This window comes from Nonlabens agnitus (genome assembly GCF_002994045.1).
Taxonomy (GTDB): Bacteria; Bacteroidota; Bacteroidia; order Flavobacteriales; family Flavobacteriaceae; genus Nonlabens; species Nonlabens agnitus.
Window position 1 is genome coordinate 1,897,140 of record NZ_MQUC01000003.1, and the last position, 21,255, is coordinate 1,918,394.

Below are 21,255 nucleotides of genomic sequence, written 5' to 3' on the forward strand. Positions count from 1 at the left end.
AAAGCCCATGAAATCTGTACTCCAAATCGTCCTTGCACTAACCTGCCTATTGGGATTCTCTCAAGGAACTAAATTGCTAAGACAGCCCACCATTCACGGTGACCAGGTTGTCTTTGTCTATGCAAACGACCTGTGGAAAGCTACCGTCAATGGCACCACCACCCAGCGATTGACCAGTGATATAGGCTATGAAAGCGTGCCACATTTTTCACCAGATGGAAACCATATCGCATTTACTGCAGAATATGATGGCAACATAGATGTATTTGTAATACCATCCATGGGTGGCACACCTCAGCGACTTACCTATCATCCAGGCGGTGACTTTGTTACAGGCTGGACGCCTGACGGTAAGGTATTGTTTAGATCAGATCGTGAGGGAACGCCCACACAAACTACTAAGTTCTTTACCATTGGCATGAATGATTCTTATCCAGTCTCTATGAAACTTGCCAGAGCGGCTTATGGTGAGATCTCGCCAGATGGCAACTATGTCGCCTACACGCCCATTACTTCTTGGGATCCAGAATGGCGCAATTACCGCGGTGGACAGGCCATGCCCATCTGGATCGTAAACCTGAAGACCATGGAACTTCAAACCACTTCGCAGCCCACAAAGGAGCGTCATCTCGATCCCGTATGGCTAAACGGCAAGGTGTATTTCCTTTCAGAGCGTGATTATACAAGCAACATCTGGTCGTATGACCCACAAACCAAAAAAGAAACCCAGGTAACCTTTCATAAAAAGTTTGACGTCAAAAGTCTGGATGCAGACGATAGCCGCATAGTCTATGAACATGGTGGTCACCTCAACCTATTGGATCCTGCAACTGGCAACATGAGAATCATTCCCATAACGGTAAACGCAGACCTCAACACCTCAAGAGAACGCTGGGAAGACGCTAGTGCCAGAGACCTAAACAACGCTACCCTTTCGCCCAACGGTATGCGCGCCCTTTTTGAATACAGAGGCGAGATCTTTAGCGTACCCAAAGAAAATGGAACATGGCGCAACCTTTCCAATGCACCAGGATCTGCAGAGCGTAGTCCTGTCTGGTCGTCTCAAGGGAATAGGATCGCATGGTTTTCTGATGCCAGTGGCGAGTATGAACTGGTCATCGCAGATCAATACGGCACCATTATCAAGAGTATATCATTTAACGATCCTACCTTCTACTTCAATCCTCAATGGTCGCCAGACGGCAATCACATTGCCTACACAGACACACATTATAATATTTGGATTACCAACGTCAACAGCGGTAAAAGCGTTAAAGCAGATACAGATAGCTATGCACATCCCAATCGTGCGATGAATCCCGTATGGTCGCCAGACAGCCAGTGGATCGCTTATGCGAAGCAACAACAATCCCACTTTAAGGCAGTTTACGCCTACAACATTAGCAGTAAAAATATCATTCAAATCACAGACCCCTTGGCAGATGCTATCACGCCAGTCTGGGACGAGTCCGGTAAATACTTATTCACGCTTGCAAGTACCAATTACGGCTTAAATTCGGGATGGCTGGATATGAGCTCTTTCGATCCATCCACCACACGTTCCCTTTACGCCATCGTACTTTCCAGCGATGGGAAGGCACCCAACCTACCAGAATCTGATGAAGAAACCATAGAAGGTGTCGTTGAGGAGAAAAAGAAAGAGAAAAAAGAACGCGAGAAAAAAGGATTTGACGCTGCCACAGATGAGCCTGCCAAAATAAATGTCGTTATCGACGAGAACGGCATATTTGATCGTATCGTGGCTATGAGCCTGCCCGATAGAAACTATATCGCTCTTGCGAAAGCGGAACAAGGAAATGTCTTTGTCATGGAACAAATCCAAAATACAGACGGATTCAAGCTGCATTTATATGATACCAAAAAGCAGGAAGCCACCGAATTCACCACTGGAATTCAAGGATTGCAGACCAGTTATGATGGTAAGCACGTTCTAATAAATCATGGGAACAGCTATTCCATAAACGCCACTAAGGCACCCATCAAGTCAGGAGATGGCAAAATTGACACCAATGTCAAAGTAAAGATTGATCCACGAGCAGAGTACAGGCAAATCTTTAAAGAAGGATGGCGATACATGCGTGATTTTCTGTATGTAGATAACGTGCACGGTGCCCCATGGGATGATATTTATAAATGGTACTCGCCATGGATCAAAGATGTAAGACACCGTACCGATTTGAACTATGTGGTAGATATCATGAGTGGTGAAGTTGCGATAGGACATTCCTACGTTTCTGGTGGTGACCTTCCAGATACCAAAAGAATACCAGTAGGTCTTCTAGGCGCAGACTTAGAAGTTCAAAACAATCGGTACAGAATTTCAAAAATTTACAACGGTGAGCGATGGAACCCTGATATGCAAAGCCCGTTGGGCCTACCGGGAATCAATGTCAAAGAAGGAAGTTATTTGATCTCCATCAATGGTAAAGAACTCACCGCAGACCTCAATCCTTACCAATTACTGGAACAAACCGCTGGTCGTGAGATTATGATAGAGGTAAGTGACAACGCCAACGGTACTGCCAGCAAGCGAGTCCTTGTTAAACCCATTTCCAGTGATCGTGGCTTGCGCTATATCGATTGGGTAGAAGGCAACCGCAGGAAAGTCGATGAATTATCAGGCGGCAAGCTGGCCTACGTTTACATTCCCAATACCAGTCAACCTGGATTCACCTCTTTCAACAGGTACCTCTTCAGCCAGCAGGATAAAAAAGGGATCGTTTTGGACGAGCGCAACAATGGCGGCGGTAGCGCGGCAGATTATATGATCGATATCCTTAAGAGAGAGCCTTTCGGGTATTTCAATAGCAAGGCAAATGACAATAGACCGTGGACCACACCCATGGCTGGTATTTTTGGTCCAAAGGTCATGATCATCAATGAGCGTGCAGGCTCTGGCGGCGACCTACTGCCCTATATGTTCAAACAGCAAAACCTGGGACCGCTAGTGGGCACTAGGACTTGGGGCGGCCTGGTCGGGACGTGGGACACGCCGCCATTTATCGATGGTGGTAGAATGGTGGCGCCACGCGGTGGCTTTTACGACCTCAATGGTGAATGGGCTGTTGAAGGCGAAGGCGTTGCACCAGACATCGAGGTCACTCAAAAACCTATCCTAACGTCCCAAGGTCAAGACCCACAATTGGAACGCGCCGTTGAGGAAGCCTTGAAGCTACTGCCATCTCAGGAGTTCAAATTTAAGCCAGAGCCTGCTGCTCCGGTGAGATGGAAACGCCCTGAAGGCTACGACAAGGACAATTAACATTTCACAAAAATCCTGTTATGGATAAAGGTTTAAAAGGTTTTCGCTTTCGCGAAAGCAAAACTAAATTACTGCATAGGAAAGTTGTTGTGACTAAAATTTTGTCTTAGGCTCGTATACGTAGTCTTCTAAATATTCAAACCTAGGTGTCAATTTCCCATCATGGGTTGTCATTCTAGCGCGTTCCAAGATACCGTCAGCGTCGTTATTGAAAAATGCTGGTAAGACTCGATCGATAAACATGTCACCAAAACCTTCGCTAGCATCCTTGGGCAACTCACAGGGCAAGTTGTCTACAGCCATAACCGTTATGGAGTTCTTTGTTTTAAAAGGAACTTCAGTCTCTGTAGCTGGATCATATCCATAGATGGGATTTTCAATCGTAGATGCTCGCAGCGTGCAGGCAATAGGCCCATCAATATCGCAACTTACATCTGCCACCAGTGAGATATTGAAATCTGGAGCTTTCATGTCTTCTCTGGTGAAAAAATAGGGTGCGCCGTCACCATAGAAATGACCCGTGATCAACATGTCGCCTACGGTTGCAAACTTCATGAAATCAGACTCCAGCAATTTTGGAGTATTGTAGCATTCGGTTTTTGTAGGTTTAAAGCCATCTTTTCTAGTATAGTAATCTTCTACGTCAAGCTGCGTAAAAACGATCTGATTGTTTTGAAACTGCCCCAATTGAAGGAATTCTTTGGGTAATAGTTGTTTGATTTCCAGAATCTCTAGTATTTCCAAAATACCACCAGCGACCTTACCGCTTCCCGTGATAACGATATTGATAGGCGGCAACTGATTCTTGATTTTATTAAGTTCTATCTTTACCTCATCAAAATCTGCCAAGTCATTCACCTTAGGCATTTCAAACAATCCATCTCGCAATCCCAATGCTCTAAAAGCATTGTAAGCGCCTACCAGTCCAGCATATTTACCAAAACCTATCAGCCTATTGTTGTTCTCATCCACAATGGTCTCGTGATCGTACAGCTCGATTTTCTTGTCTAAAATTGCCCGCAGCAAGTCTCTATTGTAGGGTTGCTTCTTTATGGTATGAGAGAAGAAAAAGTATTTCTTCCCAGCAATCAGCGCATCGATAGGCACTTCTTTAACGCCTAACAGAACGTCTGCATCGGTGACATCGGTGACTACTTCAATGCCCTTTGCCATGTAGGCGGCATCGTTGAATATTCTAATTGTAGAGGACTCTGCTACTAGTTCCGCTTTCGCGAAAGCGTCTTTAAAAACAGCCGCTTGAACAGGCGACAACACCACTCTTCTATCTGGTGGACTCTTGCGTTCCTGAATCAATGCGAACTTCATAACAGACAATTTTGTATTGCCGAAAGATACTAAATGAAGCCCTGTGATGGAAACTGGAAACTTTTAAAATACAGGTTTTATATAGGTGTAGCACGGCATGTGTGTGATAGGTGTTTTGGCATGGTTTTTACACAAAATCGTTGATATTAGGTTACTTTTGTCAACCCAAATCGAGAGATTGCTTTGGGATTGCTGATCAAATTTTGATGAGTAAAATGGGGTCGACTGGTTTTGACAGCGAGACTGGGTTGATCGTAAGCATGTAGAGCGCTGGGCCATAGCTCTTAAATCTCATGATTCATCTTTTTTAAACGGCGAGAATAACTACGCCCTAGCTGCATAATCCGAATCATAGTAGGATAATGCCTCGGCTCACAAGGTGAGCAAGCAGGAATTCTCTCAAAGGCCTTGGTTTATGGCACTTGATTTAGAGAATTCGTAAAAATAGACCTATCCTCATCAGGGCTTTGATGTTGAGGAGACACTTAAGCGAAGACAAGCGGTGCTTTGGTAGTTATCGACCGGTGCATTGACTGAAATTAAATGATGACTAAACATGTAGAAAGCGATGAAGTCGCTCGTTTGGACGGCGGTTCGAATCCGCCCGACTCCACAAATCAAAACACCATACGAAAAAGTATGGTGTTTTTTTTATTCATGAGCTTTTTACACTGGTTTGTAACTAAGCTGTATAAACATATGACAAGAAAAGCCCGATCATTTTGTGATCGGGCTTTTTAGATGAAATTGTAAATTCTTAAATATTACTGATTAAGAACACTTTGAACTATGCTTGTGCCATCTGCTTTTATTCTTGCATTTTGATGGTTTTTTGTAACACTTATAGTCGTGTTTATGCCACCATCCGTAGCTGGAACAATAAGTCTTCTTTTGACACCAAGATGAGTGTTTGTGCCACCAGTCCGTGATTTTACATTCTTTGTCATCGTCATCGTCATCATCGTCGCCGCTTACCTCGCACAATTCTCCGCCGTTTGTACTAGTTCCTTCCACTACGGTTAGATTACCGTATGTGCTACCTGGGCCTATAGCTTCATCACAGCTCGTATCAATTTTATCTTTACAAATGAAATTGAAATAGGTTTTCAATTCCTTACCAAACGAACCATCATGTGCCTTACCATAAATCTTAATGACTTCACCTGGCTTGACGTAGTCGTGAAATACATATTTATAATCCTGCGATTGTTTAATGGTAATTTTTGCGCCATGGCTACCCGTATATTTTAAAGAAAGGTAGTTCACCTTACCATCGCAGTCATTGCATTCTGGCTCTGGCTCTTCAGGAGCATCACATATAGGACCACCTAAAACGCTGTTTCCATCTACAACTTCAAAGTCTCCAAAAGTGTCACCCACTAAAACTGCTTCATCACAATTTGTAACGACTTTAGCAACTTTACAGTGATTCACATAGATGTAGACTTTGTCTCCAAAGGATCCATCTTCTCTAGTGCCTACAATAGTAAATTGCTCTGCTGGATCTACATGAGCGTCAAAAATGACGTGTCCATTGGATTGCTTGATCTGTACTCTAGCCGTTTTATCTCCGTTGTACTGAAATGCTAATCTATCAAGACCACCGCTACAATCAGAACAAGTCACTGGTGGATCCAAAACACCTATGTTACCTACTGCAAGTATGGTCTCCATATCCTCCATACTAAAATGGGGTCCTACATAGTACTCACGCTGATTGACCAACTCATCAAAATCTGCTACATCACCATTATCCATGTGAGTAAAATAAGTTTGGGAGATACCGGTAGTTCCATTAACAGGATTCAATGTTTTGGCACGAGCTCCTTCTTGACCAAATACGCCTTCATGGATATGAACTGGATGCATCAATCCTGGCGTTGTGTTTTTGAGTTTAATGAAGGCTTCAACACCTTTTTTTCCAGCATCTCTAATCGTTATAAAACCCGATATTCCAGGAACATCTGCCTCCTTAAGCTTATAGGTGACCCGTATTCCTTCTATTTTAGAATTTTTGGCACTTTTCATACCTAGTTCTAAGTTGGACTCCTGTACCTCAGGAGTGTTCTCAAACTCATCCAACTCTTCTGGACTACAGGCAAGCACCATTGCCAATAATCCTAAAACAAAAATTTTAGTAAAGTTTTTCATAGTATTAGTTTAGAGGAGAAAGTTAACGAGCTTTATTAAGCGTTTGATAAGAATTCTACATGAGGGAATTATATTCGACCTCTAAGAATCACATGCAGCAAATACAAGTTATACCGATCAAATTGCCTATTTCTCAATTTTAGAAATTCACTATTAAACATTAGTGCACTTAAGATTGTAAGGTCTAACGTTCTTAGTGCTCATTGTTTGACAACAAGCACCATAAAGGTCAAATAATTAAACAGAAAAACGTTTTGGAAGAACTAATAAACACTGATAATCATTTGATTAAGTAAGATTTGTTTAATTCAAAATGATTAAGGCTATTTGAAATTTGCATTTACTAACTTATTATTATTTTAAATGCAACGAAAAGACAAGGTCTTAAGACTAGTTGACATCCTTATATTTACACGTAGTTGAGCTACATTCCGTTAATTTAATATTGATGTTTTCTATCATCCCTATGAATTTCACAAAACATCTCAAAACTTCTTACACTGTTTTTACGATCACGATTACAGGTATGATCATATTGATCGCGGTAACCCTGGCATACTTTATATCGCTGCAGCAAGAAGACGCAATTCTAATTAATAAGTCAGGACGCCAACGAATGTTGAGTCAACGCATTACCAAACAAGTATTGTACAATTTGCTAGGAAATACGGAAGATTCAACACCTTACAGCAACGATATGCTACTTAAAAGCGTTCACGAATTACAAGAGGCACAACAGTTTTTATCCCAGAAAAATAAAACGAACGACCATCTCAAAAAGGTAGATTCAGTTCTTCAAATAACAAATCTTCAAATTGAAGAAATTAGCAAAGCTGTTGATAGAATCCTAAGCGCAGATTCAAAGTTTCAATTAAAGTCTCAAGTCGCCTTAATCATTTCAATTGAAGGTAAGTTCCTTGACCATATGGAACAAATTACCTTTTGGTTGCAGAAGGAGTCAGAAAGGAAAAATGAACTCGCCATGCTCATCTGTTATGTTCTGACTGGTATCGCACTAATTATTATTATGGCTGAATTTTTTCTCGTACTTCTTCCTGCACAACGTCACCTGCGTGATAAGAATGAAAGCTTGTCTGCCGCCAATAAGCAATTATCCGATTATGCTCAGATAACCGCACATAACTTGAGAGCACCTATTGGCAATTTGATTTTCCTCTCTAATTTCTACAAGGATACCGATAGCGAAGAGGAAAAGTCAGAACTCTTCCAGAAATTTGATACCGTGATTCAGTATTTAGACGAAACGGTAAATGTTTTACTAACAGGAATTAAAACAAAAACCGAAGAGCAAATTCCAACTCAAAAACTAATCTTTGAAAAGGTGTTAGGTCAAACGAAGGACTTGTTAGTCGGCGAGATATTAGACCAAAAAGCGATAATCACTGCTAACTTTTCAGATGCTCCATTCGTAGTTTATAACAAGGTATATCTGGAAAGCATTATGCTCAACTTACTAAGCAACGCTTTAAAATACAGCGATGCTAAGAGAACTCCAGAAATACATTTGAGAACCGAGAACGAAAAGAACGCAATTAAACTGTACGTTCAAGATAACGGACTGGGAATCGATTTGAAACGTCAAGCTCAAAGAGTATTCGGTTTACATCAGACCTTCCTCAGGAATAAAAATTCTAAAGGTATAGGACTGTTTATTGTTAAAAATCAAGTCGAATCTTTAGGCGGGTCGATCGAAGTGCATAGTATTCCAAATAAAGGATCTACATTTATTGTAACTTTCAAAAAACAAACCGCATGAGTGCAAAACCTTTTATTCTAAGTTTAATTGATGACGACGAAATCTATCAATATGGTTTCAAGCGCACCGTAGAAAAATCGCGATTTGCCAAAAAAGTTTTAGTGTTCTCTGATGGAGAGCAAGCCATCAATTTTATGATTGATAACATTGCCAATGCACAAGAACTTCCTGATGTAATCTTTCTAGACATCAATATGCCCATCATGAATGGATTTGAGTTTATGGAAGAATATATAAAGCTCAAACCTAAGGTAGGTAAGAAAATTACGATTTACATGGTGTCATCTTCAATCGACCCAACTGATGTAGAACGAGCTAAATCCATTAGCGAACTTACAGACTATATCATCAAACCTGTAAATGAGAGCATGTTGAGAGAAATTCTTCAAAAATTGGAACAAGAATACGACTAGTCGTTTTTTAATTCCACACGGGTTTTAGTGAGATATAAGCCATCTTCTAGATCAGCTATAAAGGCTACCAACTGTTCTCTTAGCTCACAATGTAAATCCCATGTAGTACTGGCATCTTTTCCAGAGCAAAGTGCTCGCATCTCTATGGTGTCCTCACCGGCCTCCACAACTTGAATTACTGGCTCGTGCTCACCGTCCCACAAATCGTGATTGCGCAACAACGATTCATATTTCTCTCTGACTTTTTGGACGTCAATTCTATAGTCTGCGTGTACAATTATCGGTCGTACTTGATGCGGATTTGTCATTGACCAATTTTCAAAAATATTGCTAATGACATGCTTTAATGGGATGACAAGTCTGCGTTGGTCCCAGGTTCTTACGACCATATAGGTGAAGCGAATATCCTCTACATAACCCCAATCATCATTGATGATTACCGTATCACCTATTTTTGCTGGACTGGTCAACGCGATCTGTATACCAGCGATAATATTTCCCAGTGTACTTTGAGCTGCAATTCCCAGAACGACAGTCAACACACCAGCCGAAGCCAATAAAGAAATCCCAAGCTTCTCTAAAGAACGGAACTGGGAAATGATCACCGTGATACCTATTATAATCACGACAAAAGTCACGACGCGACGAGCAACACTTACATAAGTCAACATCTGTCTAGCCTCGCTGTTTTCCTCTGGGTTGGTGTCTCCTATCCTATTTTCAGCAATGTAGATCATGAAGCTATCTATAAACTTCATAATAAGCCAAGTGATGGAAGATATGACCGTGATTAGCAGTAAAGAATAGAGCCAACTGGCAAAAGGACCACTAAAACTAATGAGTGAATTAAGAGTGATGTAAAAGAACAACACGGCGATTGCAAACCCAGAAGGTGTTGCCAGGTTTTTACCTACTACCTTTAACCACGCAAACCTACTCTTACGACACAATCTACGCACGATATAGGAACCCAATTTCCCGATCAAGAAGGAAAGTCCAATCAAAAGCAGCGTTCCTAAAATCTTCCATCCAGGTAAACCTAAAACACCAAATCGCGCCCATTCAGGTATCAATAACTCAAGTTGACGTGGCCCATAAATACGATACAACTCTTCTATATTTTCTACTGTATCAGCACTGATGAGCCAGAATGCACCAAAGTCTTTATACTTAACTCTTTGCAACCTTAGGGTCGCGTCGCGACCTTCCAGGTCCAGTTCGCCAAAATAAACACTACGTCTAGGGCTGCCCGCTATAGCCTTATTAGTAGCGGTCTGTATATCGATTTGCCCGTCAGGACGGTCAGATATGGAACCCCATTCAATATTGACGCGCTGGTTCATCACAAAATATAGCTTCTCTGCAAGTACGGCAGCATCCTCAATCGTCAGGTTGCTGGGCATCCTATTCAGGTTCAATGCATAAGCGGCATCCTCAAATTGCTCATCACGACATGCTTGGACAAATTCTTCCAGGGTCGCCTGCGGCGTTCGGTAATTGAATTTTGTAGGAGGCAGACCAATATTTTCATTGATTCTTGAAAGAATATAATAGGAGTCGTTATATTCCAGTATTGGATTACTACCATAATCTGCATTTACATCAACGATGGATTCTTTACTTGGCAGTTGCGATTCTTGTTGGGTGCTGTCCGCTGGAGTTTGAGAGTGGACAACACCTACATTAAAGAGCAAAAAACAATAAAGGAATCGTACAAAGTGCATGGATAGATCGGTTTTATTTTTAAATATATTGATATGAATCCCGTCGGCTGCTCCTTTTCCATTTATTTAAGAAGACCTATGTAACACAATGGCATTCATTTTGTAGCTTTGTAGTTATGAAATCGCTGATTCACAAGTCCGTTTCCATCACAATGGCATTATTGCTATTGCTTACCACAACGTCGTTTAGTATTGCGGCGCATTTTTGTGGTGACCACCTTGTGGACATCGCTTTTTACGATGATGCTCGCAGTTGCGAGATGCAGGACACCGATCCTGAAATGCACAATGCCATGAAGAATATGGGTTGCTGCAAGGACAAGCAGATCGTTTCTGATAGTGATCAGGACTTTCAGAAAAATACATTTGACTTCTCACTAGACCAGCTGGTCTTTATCACTGCTTTTGCACATTCTTATGCCGTTCTATTGGAACAGGATTTGGATACTGCAAAAAACAGACTCATTAAAGAGTCGCCGCCATTACCGGGTCGCGACCTCTTTTTATTACACGATTCCTTTCTTATTTAGATTGTTTTTGCCTTTCATGGAATGATTGATTTCGTTCTAACCTTAAGTCAAACTCAATTTTATACACAATGAAACAATTTTTAATGGTGGCTTGTATGGTTTTCGCTTTCGCGAAAGCGTACTCTCAAGGACCACCTATAACTGCAGATAAACCCATCATGCTAGGTGGCGGCAGTTTTACAACAAAAACATTAACTGAAATACGCAATACAGAGCGCGGTACGGCAATTTATGTGCCGCTCATGCTTCACTATTTGCCTACTTCTAATAGCCTGGTAGCGGTTCATTTGCCATACATCAATTATAATCTAGATGATGCGAATGGTAGCTCGTTAGCAGACATTAAGCTTTTAGGTAAATACCAATTTTACCGCAAGGATGGAACGGGAAAAACCTTCCGTATGGTGGCAAAAACGCTGCAAACCTTACCTACTGGAGAAGAGTTGGATCTTATGGATCTTAGTACTGGTAAATATGCAGGCTACTATGGCGTGGTCGCTGGGCTGGAAACCCTTAAGTATGGTATCTCGTCAGAGATAGGTTACAACTCCATGCCTAATGGAACGATGGATGAATTCCGCACCAAGTTAGGTTTTGGATTGCCATTACTCAAGCCACAGTATCCCAATAAACAAGTAAATCTTTATTTTGAATATACCAGCGCCTGGTTGCATGAACGTGACTGGTACCAGTTGCTCTATGCACAAGGTATCCAGTATGCGCGCAAGAACATCACTTTTGATCTTGCTTTACAATTGCCATTGGTACAAGATATTCCAGATAATAGTGCCCTAAATTATTCCGTGTTTTTGGGCACACGCTACACATTTTAATTTTAAAAAATAACAACATGAAAAATATAGCAATCCTACTGAGCATAGCTTTTAGCTTGTTCGCTTTCGCGAAAGCGGATGCACAAAAATCAAATCAAAGAGATCAATTTGAGGTACAAGTCGACGGTCTAGGCTGCCCATTTTGCGCCTACGGTCTTGAAAAAAAGTTCAAGGAATTCAAAGGCATCAAAGATGTCAAAATAGATATTGAAACAGGAGATTTCTCATTCAGCTATCCAGCAGATAAGGAATTGACCATGGACGCTGTAGTCTCTCAAGTGGAAAAAGCAGGTTATACACCTAAACTGGCCACTATCAATAGAGCCAATGGAAAAGTGGAAAGCAACGCTACCTCAAAAGATGCGGTGGCTTCAACAAACTTGACCACGATTAAAATGTACGTCAACGGTAAATGTGGCATGTGTAAAGCACGTATCGAGAAAGCTGCATCCAGTCTTGCAGGTGTTTCTACCGCAGAATGGGATGTCAAGACCTATATGTTAACCATTGCTCACGACGCTTCAAAAACCAATAGAGAGGCTGTAGCTACCAGCATGGCCAAGGTAGGTCACGACACAAAAACCGCAAAGGCAAGCGATGCTACCTATGATGCATTACCTGCTTGTTGTCACTATAAAAGAGCCATATAATGAAGAATTTGATATACATCATCCCGATATTATTCGGGATGATTTCTTGTAATGAACAAGTAAAGCAACCCAAAGAATGGCAGTTTGAAAAAACGATTGCATTAGACGGTATCAACCCTATAGGCATCACTGCAGATGGTAACGATATCTTCTTAAGTGATGGAGACCACAACCGTGTTCTCAAGGTAAATACCGATGGTGAGATCCTTTTTGAGATGGAAGGTTTTGATCGTCCCATGCACCTTGATTTTGGGAAAGCAGACCTGCAGATCACTGATAAGATGACCACTTCCATGCTCCAGGAGCGAGCCTTGTTTGTCCCAGAATATGGACGTGATTCCATTGCTGTGATGCGCGATAACAAAATGGATTATCTCGTCATTAATGATTCTCTGGACGCACCTGCTGGAATAAGTGTTTATGAAAATGAAATTGCAATCGCAGATTTCTACACCAACAGGATTCTATACTACAATGGTAGCCAATGGATCAGTTTTGGGAAAGAAGGAAAAGCCTTGGGCGATTTCTATTACCCAACTGATGTTCAAATCACGGCAGACAAGATCTTTGTAGCAGATGCTTACAACAATCGCGGGCAGGTTTTTGATAAAACTGGGAAAGTGTTGACAGAGTTTGGACAGGACCAAAACTTCAATGCAGCCACAGGAATATACGTGAGCGATTCAGAAATATTTCTAACTGATTTTGAAAATGATCGCGTTCTTGTATTTGGGATGGATTATCAATTGAAGCAAGTATTGGAATCTGGAATTGACAAACCAACAGACTTGATGGTTATCGAGGATGTTTTATACATCACGAATTATCGTAATGGTGAGATGATACGTTATGCTCTAAAACCTATTATGGAGAAATAACATGAATAACTTCCTAAAAAACTGGGGTGAGGCCGCCTACACGTCGGTAGGGTTTTTCTGGATGGCATTATGGGCTTTTGCATTGGGTTATATCATAAGCAGCATGATCCAAATTTTTGTAACTGAGAAGCGCATGCAAAAAACCATGGGCGGTGCAGAAGGTAAAGGCGTGCTCTTCGGAACTTTTTTTGGATTTATAAGCAGTTCCTGCAGCTTTGCCGCACTGGCATCTACTAAGTCCATTTTTAAAAAAGGTGCCAGCTTTATATCTAGCATGGCATTTTTATTAGCATCAACTAATCTTGTGATCGAGCTGGGAATTATCATCTCCATATTTTTGGGATGGCAGTTTGTTGTAGGTGAGTATTTGGGTGGTATTCTTTTAATCCTGATAAGTTGGTTGCTTATCAGGATTATAAACCCTAAAAAGCTTATTGATAAAGCCCGCAACAATCTAAAGGACGATCAAGACGAATCTGAAGAAGCTTCAAAAGATTGGAAAAAGCAGATTGTAAAAGAGGAAAGTTGGGCTCGCGTTTCCAAAAAATACAAAATGGAATGGCAAATGGTCTGGAAAGATGTCACGGTAGGCTTTACCATCGCAGGAATCGTGGCGGCCTTTGTACCGGATTCCTTTTTCCAAACCCTGTTCATCAATAGCGGTGCCGGCAATACTGATTTTAGTTTTTTTGAAATTTTGGAACACATCATTGTTGGCCCAGTGGCTGCATTTTTGACATTTATTGGATCCATGGGTAATATACCATTAGCAGGCTTGCTCTTTGGTAAAGGAGTCAGCTTTGCTGGAGTGATGGCCTTTATTTTTAGTGATCTAGTGGTTTTCCCGGTTTTGCGCATCAATGCGAGATATTACGGTTGGAAGATGTCATTATTCATATTATTTCTACTATTTATTGCTTTGATAGGTGCAGCGCTAACCCTTCATTATGGTTTTGACTTACTCAACATGCTACCAGATCCCAGTCAGGTCAAAATTCAAGACAGTACATATTTTAAGATTGACTACACCTTTTACCTCAACCTTGCTTTCTTGGTGATATCAGGCTATTTGGTTTATTTGGGCTTTTTCAAAAAGAAAGACGTAGATCACAAGACGAGTGAAATGGCGCCTAAAAGCGCACTTCTGGAAAGCATGATGAAATTTGCTGCACTAGCTTGTTACTTATGGCTTACCGGTGGATTAATCACCAAATTTTTTATCCTTTAGAACATTATGAAACATTCCTATACTATCAAAGGCATGACCTGCAACGGCTGTCGTACCCATGTCGAGCAAGTTCTCAATAAGGTAGAAGGTGTAACTAGTACCACTGTAGATCTTGAAAGTGAGACTGTTGGTATTGAAATGAAGCGTCATATAAATCTAGACACCTTTCAAAAAGCACTTCCAGAAAAATATACCATAAAGCAAAAACAGGAAACCAATGTTTTTACAAACAGTTCTATTGAGACCAATACCAGTGAGCCTTCAAAATTAAAGCAGCTGCAACCACTCTTTATAATTTTGGGATACATCACTATTGCTACAGTGTTACTCAATTATTCCAAAGATTCCTGGAGCACGGCAATGCTAGATTTTATGGGACTGTTTTTTATCGTATTTAGTTTTTTCAAAATCCTGGATCTAAAAGGTTTCCCTGCAAGCTTTAGTATGTACGATCCGCTGGCTAAAGTCCTTCCAGCATACGGATGGATCTATCCATTTATTGAAACCGCATTGGGTTTGATGTTCCTCATGCGTTTTGAGATCGATATCGCTTTGATCGCAACGCTTGTGGTCCTGGGAATAACGACTATAGGAGTGTCCAAAACACTTTTGGATAAAAAGTCCATTCAGTGCGCCTGTCTGGGCACGGCGCTCAAACTTCCCATGACTGAGGCTACTTTTATTGAAAATGCCATCATGATTGTCATGGCTGTGTTGATGCTCATGATGTAGAAGGTTATTTCGCTTTCGCACCTGCCTGTCGGCAGACAAGAAAGCGATAAAACTTCACACCGATTCATGTAGTAGTTTCAAATCGAGGTGTAAATATTTTAAACAAAAAAAGTCCAGCTCAATGAGCTGGACTTTAATAATATGTCAAAAAACTTAGTTTCCTGCCGCTGCTGCAGTACCGTCAGCATCAATTTTGATACCTAGACGTTTTGCAACATCTATAGAGATGTTGGCACCTGGCTCAGAATAAACTACCTGAGATGCGTTGACAACTAACTTTAATCCTTTCTCTTTTGCTACCGCTTGAATGGCTTCATTCAACTTAGTAAGGATAGGCTTCATTAAGTCATTTTCCTTAGCACCTAATTGAAGTTCTGCAGCTTTAGATGCATTGGCAAACTCTTGTTGCAATGCCTGCGCCTGCTCTGCAAGACCTTGCTTCTGCTCCGGAGTTGTTCCTGGCTTTTGTGCTTGGTACTGCAGATCTTGAAGTTTCTGTGCGGATTTTGCCTCAGCGCTCTCTAGGTCTGTACGCAATTTTGTGGTTAGGTCTCCTAATTCTTTACGAATAGGCTCTACTTCTGGCATGCTGGCTAGAATGGCTTCATACTGTACAAAACCTGTTTGTGCCATTGCAGTTCCTGCTACTAAAAATAATAATAAAAGTACTTTTTTCATTTTAAGGATTTTAAAGGCCGCAAGATAAGCAATCACTTATTTTGAGACTAATTTTCAGGGGTATTTCAAATACTAGACCACTTTTAAACGCGATCGTTTAATTATAGAATTATTTCTTTCTGCGGCGGTTGGCATTTTTGTCTCCTCGCGTCTTGGGTTTCTTATATTTTTTGGCAATTTCCCTGCGATAACTACCGCCCAGATTCTCTTTTTTATTCTTGTCTTTCTTCTCGTGAAAGGAATCGCCACGCTCCTCTTCCATGGTTTTGTGTGGATTGTGAATTTCTCTCAATACGGGACTTTCCTCTGGCGTCTTTTGCTTAGAAATCTCAACATCCTCTGGAAAAGGCAACACCTCTATAGGCTGATTCATCAAGGTTTCAATGTCTTTTTTGTTTTGTGCTTCATCTTCAGTAAAGAAAAGAATGGACTTTCCTTTTTGTTCGGCGCGACCAGTTCTACCTATACGGTGCATATAGTTCTCTGGAAACCTAGGGACATCAAGATTGATAACGTGAGAGACTTTGGAAAGATCCAGTCCACGTGCCATGACATCTGTCGCTATCAAAATGCGACAGGTACCAGAATCAAATAGCTCGATACTGCGCAACCTGTAGTTTTGCGTTTTATTGGAATGTATGACGGCAATCTCTTTACCATAATGCGGCGCCATGACTTCTTGTAAACGGTCGGCGCTTTTTTTATTGGGAACAAAGACCAACACTTTGGAAAAAACCGTAGCATCAGAAAGCAGATGCATGAGCAGGTTTGCCTTAGTATAAAAATTAGGCACCGGATAACTGGATTGCTCTATATTTTCCAAAGGCGTTCCTGAAACGGCTATGCTTACCTTTAAAGGGTTTGAGAAAAAGGATCTTATAAACTCCTCAATATCATCTGTCATGGTGGCAGAAAACATGATGTTTTGCCTTTTGGTAGGTAAATGGTCAAAAATATTATTCAGCTGGAACCTAAAACCTAGATCCAGCATCACGTCCACCTCATCAATCACGACCTTCTTGCAAAATTTAAATTTAACGGACTGTGCGACGATCAAGTCGTATAACCTACCAGGTGTGGCTACCACGATATCGCAGCCATCGCCTAGAGCCTTTTTCTGTGTATTGATGTTGGTACCGCCATACACACCTATAACACGTACGTTGATGTATTTGGCATAGGCCTCAATTTGTTCAACAACCTGTACCACAAGTTCACGTGTAGGGACCAGAATCAAATACCTTGGGTCAAGACTCTCGCTGTATTTGAGCTCATGCAACAAGGGCAACATATATCCCAAAGTCTTACCAGTACCCGTTTGCGCGATACCTATCACATCACGACCCGATAGAATCGCTGGAAAAGCCTCTTCTTGAATAGGCGTCATGGTGTCAAAGCCTAGATCGTCCAGACCGTTCTGTAAAGGTGTTTTTAGACCTAGTTCCTTGAAGTGTTTCATGACGGTAATTTTTTGCAAAGGTACTTCTTTCGCAACTCGAACCTGAACTTGAAATATCCATGATGAGTTCGCTTTCGCGAAAGCGTAACTACTAATCCACTACTATGCATGATAAAAGTTCTTCACGACCTATTCAAATTCAGGTTCAAATTCAAGTTCAATTCAGATTCGAGTTCAAATTCAGGCCCAAGTTCAAGTTCAACTTCATTTACCTTTGCAACATGCATTTAAGAAACGTTCACAGGTACGGTTATGATTTTGTCAAACTAGCCGAAGCCCATCCAGCACTGGAATCCCATTTTACCAAAACTCCTGATGGAGCCACCACCATTGATTTCAGCAAGCCAGACTCCATCTTGGAATTCAATACTGCGCTGCTCAAGCACCACTATAATGTGCGTTACTGGAAACTGCCGGCCGGCAGCCTCTATCCACCTATTCCTGGACGGGCAGATTACATCCACCACATTGCAGACCTGATAGGTAAAGGCGAGAAAACCGGGCTGGACATAGGCTGCGGTGCCAGTGCGATCTATCCCATTCTGGGAAATGCGATTTATGATTATAAAATGGTAGGCAGCGATGTTGATGAGAATAGTATCGCTCATGCAAAAGATAACACGCTTAAAAATGCCGCCATTGAAATAAGACATCAACAAAATCGATCCAACATATTGCAGGGCATCATCAAGGATGGTGAAACTTTTGACTTTGTGATGTGCAATCCACCATTCTATGCCAGCGCCGAGGAAGCTGAAAAGGAAAATCTGAAAAAACAACGTAAACTAGGTACCGTGGAGGAAAGCCGCAATTTTGCCGGTATGTCGCACGAGCTGTGGTGTAACGGTGGCGAGGCACTTTTTGTAAAACGGCTGATTAAGGAATCTGCAGACTTTAAGGAACAGGTAGGATGGTTTACGAGTCTGCTTTCGCGAAAGCGTAACTTACCAAAACTTCAAAAACTAGCCACAAAACTCAATGCTGAAGTGAAGGTCATTCCCATGCAAACGGGAAACAAGGAGAGCCGCATACTGGCGTGGAAGTTTGGTAATTAAACCGTGATGGCTGCGACTTAAAGAAAAAACCATGTTCGGATTATTCAATAAGAAGTCAGAAGCTGAAAAATTACAGGAGCAGTACAAAAAATTGATGGCCGATTATCATCGCCTATCTTCTACAGATCGTGCTGCCAGTGACGCAGCCTATGCAAAGGCTGATGAGATTTCCAAAAAACTGGATTTACTGGACAAGAAATAGATTTTTAACTCACGCGGTCACCATTCTGGGCATGACGTTCTGGTTGTAATAAAATCACTTTGTTTTTCTCATCAACGGAGCCTAACACCAGACATTCACTCATGAAATTGGCAATCTGTTTAGGTGGGAAATTCACCACGGCAATGATTTGTTTGCCTTTAAGATCTGCTGGCTGGTAATGGTCTGTAATTTGTGCGCTAGTTTTAAGAATTCCCAGCTCTTCACCAAAGTCGATTTCTAACTTGTAGGCTGGTTTACGAGCTTCTGGAAACAACTGCGCGCCGACAATGGTGCCGACGCGCATATCGATTCTAGAAAATTCTTCCCAATTAAGGTTTTTCTTCATTCATTCTTAGCTTTTCAATCATCTCTGGAGATATATAGACATCTGCTCCATAAGCGTCAACTAATAGCCCTTTATTGCCATCGTTGCATTCTATTGCATATAGAATGGTATTATCTGCAGGATCAGAAATACCTTCAAAGCGGTAGAACTTGACCACTTCAAGCTCTTCTGCTTTCCACTTCTTTTTTAAGTCTTTTGATTTGAGGCCATCCTCGACAAGATCATAATCGATAGTATAGCCCATGGACTGTAGATCTTCTACAGCTAGCGAAAGTGTGTCGTATCCGTTTTTAAACTTACTCATGTTGGTTATTTTATATAAAGCTATGAATTGAATGTCGTCCCTAGTGTACGGTTTTCAAAACTTTAATATAAGCTTAGGTTACATATCTTAGCGATATGCGACCTATACAGTAATTAAAACTATTCTATGTCATTAACTCCATCTACCATGCTGCCCTTGGGAACTATTGCTCCATCATTTGAATTGCTGGATACCGTATCTGGCAATCGTTTGAGCTATGAAGATATCAAAGGTGAAAAAGGAACCGTCGTCATGTTTATTTGCAATCATTGCCCGTATGTGATTCACGTCAATGAAGAACTAGTACGCCTGGCTAATGATTATCGTGTGACTGGTTTTGGCTTTGTGGCAATATCCAGCAATGATGTAACGACCTACCCACAAGATGGCCCTGCAAAAATGTATGAAGTAGCAGAGAAGAATGATTACCCTTTTCCTTATTTATACGACGAGACTCAAGAAGTTGCCAAAGCATACGACGCGGCCTGCACACCAGATTTTTATGTGTTTGATAACGAAGGCCAACTGGTCTACCGCGGCCAGCTGGACGATTCCCGACCTAAAAACGGCATACCTCTAACAGGAAGATCTATACGTGAAGCACTTGATGCCCTGCTGGGAAACAAAAAGGTTCCAGAAAACCAAAAACCTAGTATGGGTTGTGGGATTAAGTGGAAGTGATTTGAATGCTGAAAAATAGCATTATTTAACAAGACTAAAAACCTTAGAGTTGTAGCAAAAAAATATTCTGCTATCAATTACTTCTCTAATTTCGTCATCGACATTAGCTTTATTTAGAAAATCTTCTTTAATCGCTCTCTCGTATCTAGCTGCTCTATGACTAATTCTCTTAGGTATAGTTTCACCCTTGTAAAAAATGATTAGTCTAGCATTGCTATGCTTAAGCCTTAATCCAATTTCTTCCCACCATATTTTATCAGTATCACCAAGTGAACTTCCAAAAACACATATAACATTTGCATTTTTAATTAGATTTTGACACTGTTCCTCAACAGTATGCTTGTGGGCTATGTTACATTCATTCTTTATTAGGGATTCTAAGATATCTTTATTACTATGGAAAGATTCATTTGCAATTTGACTTTTATCATTAACTCCAAAAACCATTCTATCGTCGGTAAATCCATGAATATGATAAATGTTTTTTAGGATAACAGGATTCTTGTTTCTAAACAATCCTAGCTTTAAGTTTTGATAATTGTTTTCAAGTATCGTTTCTATAGTTTTGGTATAATTAAAATTAATAATATCCACAGCATGTTCAACGCTTCCAAATTCATTTTTAAAAGCTAAAACTTTTCGGCGATCAGAAGGTAAAAGATGCTTTTCTGCTTGACATAAATCAGTAAATAAAACTGAAGGATTTAAGGAATTAATATCTAATTCTTTTTCTCGATCAATTAAAAACTTAGCAAGGTTTTCACCTACATCATCAAATATCAAATCAAAATCTGATTGGTTATCGATATTTACAGTGTAATTACCTAGTTCTAATTTTAAATCCGCCCAATTTGATAGATTTGAATTTATCGACCTTTTCAAAGAAGCAACAACCTTTTTGTTTGATTCCTGATTTATATAAAATTTGTAGAACTCACTGTATGAAGTTTTCAAATTAAGATTTAGGTCAAATCCATTTCCTATTAAAAATACTGTCCTCATGGC

The 21,255-nt window shown here is 40.8% G+C and carries 20 protein-coding genes and 1 other RNA gene; 13 read left to right on the plus strand and 8 right to left on the minus strand.

Annotated elements, in window-relative coordinates; translation table 11 throughout:
• The first annotated feature begins 7 nt into the window (after positions 1 to 7).
• Positions 8 to 3,283 carry a S41 family peptidase gene (locus BST86_RS08785; protein ID WP_105982942.1) on the plus strand — a complete coding sequence of 1,092 codons (3,276 nt, stop codon included), beginning with the start codon at positions 8 to 10 and terminating at the stop codon, positions 3,281 to 3,283.
• A gap of 93 nt (positions 3,284 to 3,376) precedes the next feature.
• Here BST86_RS08785 and BST86_RS08790 read toward each other — a convergent pair whose 3' ends face one another.
• Complete coding sequence (locus tag BST86_RS08790) at positions 3,377 to 4,609, minus strand: NAD(P)-dependent oxidoreductase (RefSeq protein ID WP_105982943.1); 1,233 nt, start codon at positions 4,607 to 4,609, stop codon at positions 3,377 to 3,379.
• A 217-nt stretch (positions 4,610 to 4,826) separates the two neighbouring features.
• Between BST86_RS08790 and ssrA the strand changes: the two genes are divergently transcribed.
• Positions 4,827 to 5,225: a transfer-messenger RNA gene (gene ssrA / locus BST86_RS08795) on the plus strand.
• A 155-nt stretch (positions 5,226 to 5,380) separates the two neighbouring features.
• Here ssrA and BST86_RS08800 read toward each other — a convergent pair.
• A complete protein-coding gene (locus BST86_RS08800) occupies positions 5,381 to 6,760 on the minus strand; it encodes a DUF7467 domain-containing protein (protein ID WP_105982944.1) in 1,380 nt (459 codons plus the stop codon).
• Between the two features lie 448 nt (positions 6,761 to 7,208).
• Between BST86_RS08800 and BST86_RS08805 the strand changes: the two genes are divergently transcribed.
• Entirely contained in the window at positions 7,209 to 8,537 is a 1,329-nt protein-coding gene (locus tag BST86_RS08805; protein WP_105982945.1) for an ATP-binding protein, read from the plus strand.
• A complete protein-coding gene (locus BST86_RS08810; protein ID WP_105982946.1) occupies positions 8,534 to 8,950 on the plus strand; it encodes a response regulator in 417 nt (138 codons plus the stop codon). The genes BST86_RS08805 and BST86_RS08810 overlap by 4 nt, the downstream gene beginning before the upstream one ends.
• Here the strand turns inward: BST86_RS08810 and BST86_RS08815 are convergent.
• Complete coding sequence (locus tag BST86_RS08815; RefSeq protein WP_105982947.1) at positions 8,947 to 10,674, minus strand: mechanosensitive ion channel family protein; 1,728 nt, start codon at positions 10,672 to 10,674, stop codon at positions 8,947 to 8,949. The genes BST86_RS08810 and BST86_RS08815 overlap by 4 nt on opposite strands.
• A 116-nt stretch (positions 10,675 to 10,790) precedes the next feature.
• Between BST86_RS08815 and BST86_RS08820 the strand changes: the two genes are divergently transcribed.
• The 6 genes from BST86_RS08820 to BST86_RS08845 all read left to right on the plus strand — a co-directional run bounded on the left by BST86_RS08820 (position 10,791) and on the right by BST86_RS08845 (position 15,525).
• Positions 10,791 to 11,204 carry an HYC_CC_PP family protein gene (locus BST86_RS08820; RefSeq protein WP_105982948.1) on the plus strand — a complete coding sequence of 138 codons (414 nt, stop codon included), beginning with the start codon at positions 10,791 to 10,793 and terminating at the stop codon, positions 11,202 to 11,204.
• A gap of 68 nt (positions 11,205 to 11,272) precedes the next feature.
• Positions 11,273 to 12,037: a hypothetical protein gene (locus BST86_RS08825; protein ID WP_105982949.1), complete on the plus strand. Its 765-nt coding sequence runs from the start codon at positions 11,273 to 11,275 to the stop codon at positions 12,035 to 12,037.
• 17 nt (positions 12,038 to 12,054) lie between these two features.
• Positions 12,055 to 12,687 carry a heavy-metal-associated domain-containing protein gene (locus tag BST86_RS08830; RefSeq protein WP_105982950.1) on the plus strand — a complete coding sequence of 211 codons (633 nt, stop codon included), beginning with the start codon at positions 12,055 to 12,057 and terminating at the stop codon, positions 12,685 to 12,687.
• Entirely contained in the window at positions 12,687 to 13,565 is an 879-nt protein-coding gene (locus tag BST86_RS08835; RefSeq protein ID WP_105982951.1) for an NHL repeat-containing protein, read from the plus strand. The genes BST86_RS08830 and BST86_RS08835 overlap by 1 nt, the downstream gene beginning before the upstream one ends.
• A 1-nt stretch (position 13,566) precedes the next feature.
• Complete coding sequence (locus BST86_RS08840) at positions 13,567 to 14,793, plus strand: permease (RefSeq protein ID WP_105982952.1); 1,227 nt, start codon at positions 13,567 to 13,569, stop codon at positions 14,791 to 14,793.
• 6 nt (positions 14,794 to 14,799) lie between these two features.
• A complete protein-coding gene (locus BST86_RS08845) occupies positions 14,800 to 15,525 on the plus strand; it encodes a heavy metal translocating P-type ATPase (RefSeq protein WP_105982953.1) in 726 nt (241 codons plus the stop codon).
• 153 nt (positions 15,526 to 15,678) lie between these two features.
• On the opposite strand, the gene BST86_RS08850 is transcribed toward BST86_RS08845, so the two are convergent.
• Both BST86_RS08850 and BST86_RS08855 read right to left on the minus strand, forming a co-directional pair.
• The gene (locus tag BST86_RS08850) at positions 15,679 to 16,203 is read right to left on the minus strand and encodes an OmpH/Skp family outer membrane protein (protein ID WP_146126742.1); all 525 of its coding nucleotides are present in this window, start codon (positions 16,201 to 16,203) and stop codon (positions 15,679 to 15,681) included.
• A 109-nt stretch (positions 16,204 to 16,312) separates the two neighbouring features.
• Positions 16,313 to 17,662 (minus strand): DEAD/DEAH box helicase, encoded by a 1,350-nt coding sequence (locus BST86_RS08855; RefSeq protein ID WP_105982955.1) that lies wholly within the window; start codon positions 17,660 to 17,662, stop codon positions 16,313 to 16,315.
• A 221-nt stretch (positions 17,663 to 17,883) separates the two neighbouring features.
• Between BST86_RS08855 and rlmF the strand changes: the two genes are divergently transcribed.
• Positions 17,884 to 18,717 carry a 23S rRNA (adenine(1618)-N(6))-methyltransferase RlmF gene (gene rlmF / locus BST86_RS08860; RefSeq protein ID WP_105982956.1) on the plus strand — a complete coding sequence of 278 codons (834 nt, stop codon included), beginning with the start codon at positions 17,884 to 17,886 and terminating at the stop codon, positions 18,715 to 18,717.
• Between the two features lie 31 nt (positions 18,718 to 18,748).
• A complete protein-coding gene (locus tag BST86_RS08865) occupies positions 18,749 to 18,919 on the plus strand; it encodes a Lacal_2735 family protein (protein ID WP_055413526.1) in 171 nt (56 codons plus the stop codon).
• A 4-nt stretch (positions 18,920 to 18,923) separates the two neighbouring features.
• Here the strand turns inward: BST86_RS08865 and BST86_RS08870 are convergent, their stop codons facing one another.
• Together BST86_RS08870 and BST86_RS08875 are read right to left on the minus strand one after the other, a co-directional pair.
• Complete coding sequence (locus BST86_RS08870; protein WP_105982957.1) at positions 18,924 to 19,265, minus strand: tRNA-binding protein; 342 nt, start codon at positions 19,263 to 19,265, stop codon at positions 18,924 to 18,926.
• Positions 19,249 to 19,569 carry a phosphoribosylpyrophosphate synthetase gene (locus tag BST86_RS08875; protein ID WP_105982958.1) on the minus strand — a complete coding sequence of 107 codons (321 nt, stop codon included), beginning with the start codon at positions 19,567 to 19,569 and terminating at the stop codon, positions 19,249 to 19,251. Before BST86_RS08875 ends, BST86_RS08870 begins: the two co-directional genes overlap by 17 nt.
• 126 nt (positions 19,570 to 19,695) lie before the next feature.
• Between BST86_RS08875 and BST86_RS08880 the strand changes: the two genes are divergently transcribed.
• A complete protein-coding gene (locus BST86_RS08880) occupies positions 19,696 to 20,250 on the plus strand; it encodes a thioredoxin family protein (protein WP_105982959.1) in 555 nt (184 codons plus the stop codon).
• A 21-nt stretch (positions 20,251 to 20,271) separates the two neighbouring features.
• Here the strand turns inward: BST86_RS08880 and BST86_RS08885 are convergent, their stop codons facing one another.
• A complete protein-coding gene (locus BST86_RS08885; protein WP_172443339.1) occupies positions 20,272 to 21,252 on the minus strand; it encodes an AbiH family protein in 981 nt (326 codons plus the stop codon).
• Positions 21,253 to 21,255: the final 3 nt, after the last annotated feature.